Source organism: Pseudoalteromonas sp. TB25 (assembly GCF_000497995.1).
GTDB lineage: Bacteria > Pseudomonadota > Gammaproteobacteria > Enterobacterales > Alteromonadaceae > Pseudoalteromonas > Pseudoalteromonas distincta.
Map to the genome: position 1 here is coordinate 1 of NZ_AUTI01000268.1, position 3,333 is coordinate 3,333.

Here is a 3,333-nt window from a genome sequence, read left to right on the forward strand (position 1 = left end):
AAGCCGGCGTATCAGGTGCTCCAGTAACCGATTGGGCTCTATACGATACACATTACACAGAGCGTTATTTAGGTCACCCCGATACAAATGCTAAAGGCTATGAAGACAGCGCAGTATTTCCATATGCTGATGGCTTAAAAGGCCCATTAATGATTTACCATGGAATGGCTGATGACAACGTATTGTTTACGCATTCAACTAAGTTGTTTAAACAGCTGCAAGATAACGAAAAGCAGTTTGAAATGATGACCTACCCAGGCTCTAAGCACAGCCTACGCGGTAAACAAGTGCAAACACACTTGCATCAAACAATTACAAACTTCTTTAATCGCCATTTTGACGTTAAATAAGCAAGTAAAGTAATAACAGACTAAAGGCTGATTGATAAATCAGCCTTTTTTTTGCATTAATAGGCGTTAAGCCTAGATTAAACTCTTTTTTTAGCTACGCTTATTCTATGCGCTAAAGCGCACACTTTTTGAGGATAAATGTATGCCTAATCTACGAAGTTTTAGTATATCCCAGCGTTTTTCACTGTTAATAGCCATCGTTGTATTTGGACTAATAATACTTAGTATATCGAGCCTAACTCATCAATATAGTTCGCTAAAAGACGAGCAATACATAAAAACACAAAATGTAGTAGAAACGGCGTACAGTATAATCGAGCACTATTATGCGCTTGAACAAGATAACACTCTCACTCAACAACAAGCTCAATCACAAGCACTTAATGCAATAAAAGCACTGCGCTACGACAAAACCAATTACTTTTGGATTAACAATTACCAGCCAACAATGGTTATGCACCCTATAAAACCTGCGCTTGATGGAAAAGATTTAACTAATAACAAGGACCCTGACGGCAAAGCATTGTTTGTTGATATGGTAAATATAGTTAAACGCTCTGGCGAGGGATTTATCCCTTATAAATGGCCAAAACCAGGTAAAGATAAACCGGTTGAAAAAATCGCATTTGTTAAAGGTTTTAATCAATGGCAGTGGATTATTGGCTCGGGTGTTTACCTTGATTCAATTGACGAAGCATTTAGCGAGCAACGTAACCTTATAGTCATCAGTGCAATAATTATGATTATTGCTGTTATTTTACTTAGTTACTTTATAGGTAAGAGTATTTTAATACCGACTCGCTTAGCAGCCGATATGATGAAAGACATTTCTCAAGGCGAAGGCGATTTAACTCGTAAATTAAATGAATCCGGTAATGATGAAATATCTGAACTATCACGTTCATTTAATTTATTTGCTCTAAAAATGCGAGAGTCACTTGTTCATGTAGCACAAAGTGCAAACGATGTAAGCGAACATGCGCATACAGTTGACGACTCAAGTAGAACAAGCCACTCATTTATTGAGCTTCAAAACGATAGTTCAACCCAAGTTGCAGCTGCCATGGAGCAAATGACTCACCAAATACACGATGTGAGCCNTGAAGCCGCAGAGCAAGCAGCTAAGGATGCAGCACAAAATGCATCAACGGGTAAAAATGTGGTTGCGCAAACAATTACAGCAATAGAAACACTCTCAAGCAACATTGAAACAGTCAGCCGTGTAACAGAAGATTTAGCCAACGAGAGCCATAATATAGGATCTGTGCTTGATGTAATAAGAAGCATATCAGAACAGACAAACTTACTGGCATTAAACGCTGCCATTGAAGCTGCTCGCGCAGGAGAGCATGGTCGAGGATTTGCTGTTGTTGCTGATGAAGTAAGAACATTGGCCAGTCGTACAGGGCAAAGTACTGACGAAATTCAAACCATGATCACTAAACTACAAGAAGGTGCAAAAGCAGCAGTAGAAGCAGTTAAATCAAGCCAAGCACTTTCAGTTTCTACCGTAGAGCAGGCGTCATCTGCCAATACTTCACTTAATGAAATAGAACGACTTGTTTCAATTATTACCGAAATGAACAGCCAAATAGCACGTGCCACAGAGCAACAAACGCAAGCTGCCGACGAGGTTAATTTGCGTATAAATGAGCTATCTCAATCAACTGAGCAATCATTAAATAATACTAAGCAGCTTACCGATGCCAGTGATAATCTCAAACAAAGTAGCGAAGGTCTTTCGAGCGTAGTTAATCGTTTTAAATTAGATTAATCGATAGCGTTCTCATAAAATGCAAAAGCCCTGAATTAACAGGGCTTTTTTATTACATGTAAGTTTTTAGCTTACAAACAATAACGTGCAAACAAGCTCGTTACTGATGCAGCTGTTGGCTTACCATGCTGCCAATCACCGCCTTCAACACCGCTACCTGCTATATCCATATGAACATAAGGTAGAGGCTGTGCAGAGTCATTACCGTGCTTATCAAGCCCACCAACAATAGCCATAAACGCCATAGGGAACTGATGTCCACGAGCAGTAACGGCAGATGCTGCGTTATTGCTAGATAAAACATCGTCAGCTAGCGTACGTGGTTTAATAAAGTCGTAGTCTTCACGGCGTGAACGCGATACTTCAGCGCCATCGGCCCACAAATCTCCAAGGTCAGCTATTTGACGTGAAACACCAGCACTACGAGCTGGACCATTTTCAACATACGCACCGTAAGGACCCATTGCACGTGCCGCATGACCCGTTAATGTAGCAACAGTAAACAGCGTTGGGTTAATCTCACCTTTAGCTAAATCTTTCATTTCGCTAAGCAGGTCGCCCATTGCTAAACGCCCTTCTGCATCGGTATTACCAATACGTACACGAACACCTTCACGGCTAGTAATAATTTCATCTGGCACAAAACAATCTGAGCCAATAGAGTTGCGAACAACAGCTAAGTACGAGACCACTTTAACGCCTTTAGGCTGATAATCAGCAACGGCTTTCATAAAGCCCGCAACAGAAGCTGCGCCGCCTTTATCACGGCTCATGCCTGCCATATGGCCGCCTACTTTTAAATCTGCACCGCCTGTATCGTATACAAGGCCCTTACCTACAAACATAAGTGTGCGAGTAATTTCGCCCTCTGGTACATATTCAAGCTTAACAACTCGTGGGTGATGGCGCTCAACTGCATACGATGCGCGAGCAACTGTACTTAGCATTGGGTAGTTTTTATCAATAGCTGCAATATCATCAATTACGTCAACCGCAATGTTTGAGCCTTTAAACAATTCAACGCAGTAATCAGCAAAACGTGGGGGAGCCATACGCTCAGGTTCAGTACCACACAGGTCACGCGCTGCATATTGGCCTGCTGCAATTGCATTAACAGCTTTAATAGTTTGCTCGCTCGCGCCAACTAAACCAATCTGTGTAATTGGTTCAATGCTTTCACCGTGATATTCACGCGCTTCTAATGGCTGC

The 3,333-nt window shown here is 41.5% G+C and carries 2 protein-coding genes and 1 pseudogene (1 of these 3 only partly in view); 2 read left to right on the plus strand and 1 reads right to left on the minus strand.

The features are described 5' to 3' along the window. Positions 1 to 350 (plus strand): prolyl oligopeptidase family serine peptidase (locus L652_RS01000000123540; protein ID WP_033013342.1); only part of this gene is annotated, 350 nt, incomplete at its 5' end. A 142-nt stretch (positions 351 to 492) separates the two neighbouring features. Beyond that, positions 493 to 2,124: a methyl-accepting chemotaxis protein gene (locus tag L652_RS0108825; protein ID WP_024603409.1), complete on the plus strand. Its 1,632-nt coding sequence runs from the start codon at positions 493 to 495 to the stop codon at positions 2,122 to 2,124. Between the two features lie 71 nt (positions 2,125 to 2,195). Here L652_RS0108825 and L652_RS0108830 read toward each other — a convergent pair. After that, positions 2,196 to 3,333, minus strand: a pseudogene (locus tag L652_RS0108830) (leucyl aminopeptidase family protein); it runs 392 nt beyond the window's last position.